The organism is Moorena sp. SIO4A5 (assembly GCF_010672005.1).
GTDB lineage: Bacteria > Cyanobacteriota > Cyanobacteriia > Cyanobacteriales > Coleofasciculaceae > Moorena.
The window spans coordinates 1-3,873 of the sequence record NZ_JAAHHZ010000455.1 but is presented as its reverse complement, the minus strand read 5'-3'; the positions used below and the strand labels follow the sequence as shown (position 1 = coordinate 3,873).

At 44.0% G+C, this 3,873-nt stretch carries 5 protein-coding genes; 2 read left to right on the top strand and 3 right to left on the bottom strand.

Annotated features, from left to right (window positions below; genetic code table 11):
• The 3 genes from F6K57_RS39060 to F6K57_RS39055 all read right to left on the bottom strand — a co-directional run.
• A partial coding sequence (locus tag F6K57_RS39060) for a SulP family inorganic anion transporter (protein ID WP_293074047.1) occupies positions 1 to 196 on the bottom strand: 196 nt, incomplete at its 3' end.
• A gap of 46 nt (positions 197 to 242) precedes the next feature.
• Positions 243 to 377 (bottom strand): sodium-dependent bicarbonate transport family permease, encoded by a 135-nt coding sequence (locus tag F6K57_RS42315; RefSeq protein WP_364305972.1) that lies wholly within the window; start codon positions 375 to 377, stop codon positions 243 to 245.
• Positions 378 to 458: 81 nt separating this feature from the next.
• Positions 459 to 605 carry a hypothetical protein gene (locus F6K57_RS39055; RefSeq protein WP_293019270.1) on the bottom strand — a complete coding sequence of 49 codons (147 nt, stop codon included), beginning with the start codon at positions 603 to 605 and terminating at the stop codon, positions 459 to 461.
• Positions 606 to 834: 229 nt separating this feature from the next.
• Between F6K57_RS39055 and F6K57_RS39050 the strand changes: the two genes are divergently transcribed.
• Positions 835 to 2,610 (top strand): N-acetylmuramoyl-L-alanine amidase, encoded by a 1,776-nt coding sequence (locus F6K57_RS39050; protein ID WP_293074045.1) that lies wholly within the window; start codon positions 835 to 837, stop codon positions 2,608 to 2,610.
• Positions 2,611 to 3,004: 394 nt separating this feature from the next.
• Positions 3,005 to 3,763, top strand: coding sequence for a methyltransferase domain-containing protein (locus F6K57_RS39045; RefSeq protein WP_293019272.1), 759 nt, complete (start codon positions 3,005 to 3,007; stop codon positions 3,761 to 3,763).
• Positions 3,764 to 3,873: the final 110 nt, after the last annotated feature.

Here is a 3,873-nt window from a genome sequence, read left to right as displayed (position 1 = left end):
AAATCTGAGAGGGAGTACCGCCAAACAGAGCGGCAAACAGACCAACAAAAATAGCGCCGTAAAGACCATGAATTGCCCCAGCACCGGAGGATACTCCAAAGGCTAGGGCTAATGGTAGTGCAACAATTGCAGCAGTCAGACCACCAAAGACATCACCGCGCAAATTACGGAAATGTAAACCATTCACAAATTGCATGAGTGGGTAATTTAGTGAAAGAATAATACTTGCTCTAGGCCCACATCTAATTGATTCTTTCCATATAACTTGGAATTCCTACAATAATGCTATAGGAAAATGTTAGGGTTAGAGCCATCCAAATATAGAAACCGGAATTTACCTGGGCAACACTTAAGTGTATCGCAGTAAGAATTGCTATATAAGATGCCTTAGAATTTTACACTAGAATTTTACACTGTTGGAGGTGAAACTGTTGAAATTCTTGGTTAATGGGTAAAGTTTACCATTCAATCCAGGGATGCCTAGCACCATTGACTATCATCTCCCCAAAGAATAATTGAGCAAGGTTAGTGGGAGTACACAGAAGGATTGGTGGATTATTTCGCAAATTCTGGTTAAAAATTCCGGGAAAATCAATTACTCTCACTAGAGATTAGAGACTAGAGATTAGACAGTTCATGTAGGGTGGGCAGTGCATCAGACAGATAATGAAGCTTGCAAAGTGCTTTGGTACGCACTGCCCACCCTACGATTAGCTAGACACGACTCAATGGGACAATAGTTGCTGATATCGAGCTCAGGCTAAATCAGATTGCGATAGTGCTGGTAAGATTGGGCTATTGACTGGTAACCTATCCTGCTGTTGACGAGAAAGCATGCAAAAAATCCTGAGTTGGGCAATACTAGCTTCTGTGATTACATTACCTGTTTTACCTGTTTCGGCTGAGCAACCCCTTTTCCTGGCCTATCCCCCCCGTGAGCATAAAACTACTGCAGAGAAAATTTTCTTGATTGGTACTGCAGCCCCTACTTCAGAGGTGTTGGTCAATGGTAAACCTATCCCCCGTAGCCAAAGTGGGAATTTTGCTCCTAGTTTCCCTTTGCAGCTGGGAGAAAATCGGTTTACCTTGCGCTATCTAAACCAGGAAATTCAAGTTACCGTAACCCGGCTGTCTACTGAACCACAGTTACCACAAGGTTTGGGATTTGCCAAAGATTCCCTGACCCCAGCAGCAGATATTGCTAGATTACCTGGAGAACAGATTTGTTTTGGTGCGATCGCATCCCCTCGTGCTAAAGTTTCTGTCACCCTGGGCAATCAACAGATTTCCTTACTCCCTCAATCCCAAGATGCCCAACTTCCCTCCAATTTTGCCGTATTGACTGGTCAAAACCAACCTACACCTCGTGCAGTCATTAATAACTACCAGGGATGCGCTGAAGTATCACAAGCTGGTAATTTTGGCAACCCTGTGTTTCAACTAAATCTCAATGGCGAGAGAGTCAGTCAGCGGGGTACAGGTACAGTGGAAATTCTCTCTCGTAACCGCTTAGAGGTAATAGAGGTAATAGAAGAGGCTGGGGTTGCCCGCACTGGACCGAGTACTAACTATTCTCGCTTAACGCCTTTACCAAAGGGAACTAGAGCAGCCGTCACGGGCAAAGAGGGAGACTGGTTACGTCTTGATTATGGTGCTTGGATTCGCCAGAAGGAAACCAAGGTGATTCCTGGTGCAACTCCCCCGAAGTCGATTATTCGCAGTATCACCTCCCGACAGGTACCTGGAGCAACAGAAATTCTCTTTCCCCTAGAGATACCAGTACCAGTGAGTGTGCAGCAGTCCGATAAAACCTTTACCCTAACGCTACATAATCTAACCGCTCAAACGGATACAATTTTCCTAAATGATGACCCAGTGATTAAGCGCCTAGACTGGTACCAAGTGACTCCAGACCGGGTGGAGTATAATTTTAGACTCAAATCTGAGCAGCAGTGGGGGTATGACTTAAGGTATGAAGGCACTACTCTAATTCTGTCTCTGAGACATCCACCCAACTTGAGCAGTAGAGGAATACTGGGTCTATCGACTCAGCGGTTAGCAGGAATTAAGATACTGCTCGATCCCGGACATGGGGGAGCCGAAACAGGAGCTAGCGGACCGAATGGGTATCCAGAAAAGGATGTTAATTTAGTAGTCTCGAAACTGTTGCAAAAGGAATTGGTACAACGGGGAGCAACGGTATATATGACACGGGAAACTGACAAGGATGTGTCATTACGAGACCGGATGGATATGATTCACGAACTAGAACCAACGATTGCCCTTTCTATCCATTACAATGCGCTACCAGATTATGGTGATGCTATTAATACTGCTGGGATCGGAATGTTTTGGTATCATACCCAAGCCCACGATTTATCAGTGTTTTTGCATAATTATTTAGTCCAAAAGCTCCGGCGTCCATCCTACGGAGTATTTTGGAATAATCTCGCCCTAACCCGTCCTCACAAAGCTCCTTCGGTGCTATTGGAATTGGGATTTATGATTAATCCGGTGGAATTTGAATGGATTAGCAATCCCCGAGAACAAAGGCAATTGGCTAATGCGATCGCAGATGGGATTACTGAATGGATAGCTACTGTGGAGTAATGCAAGCTTTGTTGAATAGGTAACAGGGAATAGGGAAACAGAGGGGAGATGGGGAGATGGGGAGATGGGGAGTCAGATGAGCGACTGGCGTGGAAACCCCCAAGACCGCACTGGTAGTTGCTCATCAGGGAAACCTCCTTTGGCCGACTGCATCCGTTGACAACAACGATAGGATAACAATGTAAACTTTTATTACTGGACTCAAGACTTTTGGCTTTGATGGTAAAATAAACTTCGCCAATTTGCTTGATAGATATATGGGCTACCCTAACTTGTTTAATTTCTCAACTGAGTGCCTGTAAATTCAAAACCATTTTCAGAGCTATCTAGTATCACTTGTTTGATGTAAGATATGTCTCGGTTTCACCTCACGTATAACTTTGAAATAAATTCTATGACTCAGGCTGCATTTGATTACAATTCAGAATATTTTACTAGTGAAATATTCGATACCAATTATCAAGCTATAGCGTCAACAATCGTTAAAACTTATCAACCAAAACGTGTGGCAGAATTTGGGTGTGGTCCTGGGCATCTTACTAGAGAGCTGGCCAGATTGGGTGTAGAGGTAACAGCTGTAGATGGTTATTCGGAACCTGATTTCTCAGAATCATCTATTGAATTTCACAAACTTGATCTAAATGACGAAGTAGCCATTGCTAATCGTTTCTCCAACCAGAATTTCGATCTTGCTATTTCTCTGGAAGTTGCTGAACACCTAGAACCTGAAACATCTCCAATACTAATCAGCTGGATGACTAGTGTTGCGCCAATCGTGGTATTTTCAGCAGCAGTTCCTAGTCAGAGCGGCCATGGACATATCAATCTTCATTCCAGAGATTACTGGCACCGTTTATTCACTAAGCATAATTTTGTCGTCGCGGATCGTATTCGCGAGAAACTTAGACAAATACCTAATGTAGCTCCTTGGTATCGTTACAATATTATCGATTATCTCCAGGCAGAGCATTCTCAAGCCCCAGAAATACTAGAAGTAATTGACCGTTTGCTTGCCTCTGAATCTGCTGCATCGAGTGCATACTACGAAGAATCTACGAAGATGAGACTTCTACAACCTTACTTAAAGGACCCGGTCGTTAAATGGTATTTCGGGTTGCGACAGTTTACTGATAGTTTTTTTAACAAAACCTAACTATCAGTAATCATTCAGCTGCTATCAGCCAATGGCCAAGGCCATTGGCCTTGGCTCACGGCTGACCGCTGACTGCTGTTCGCGCAGCGTGCGCGTAGCGCATATGCTTA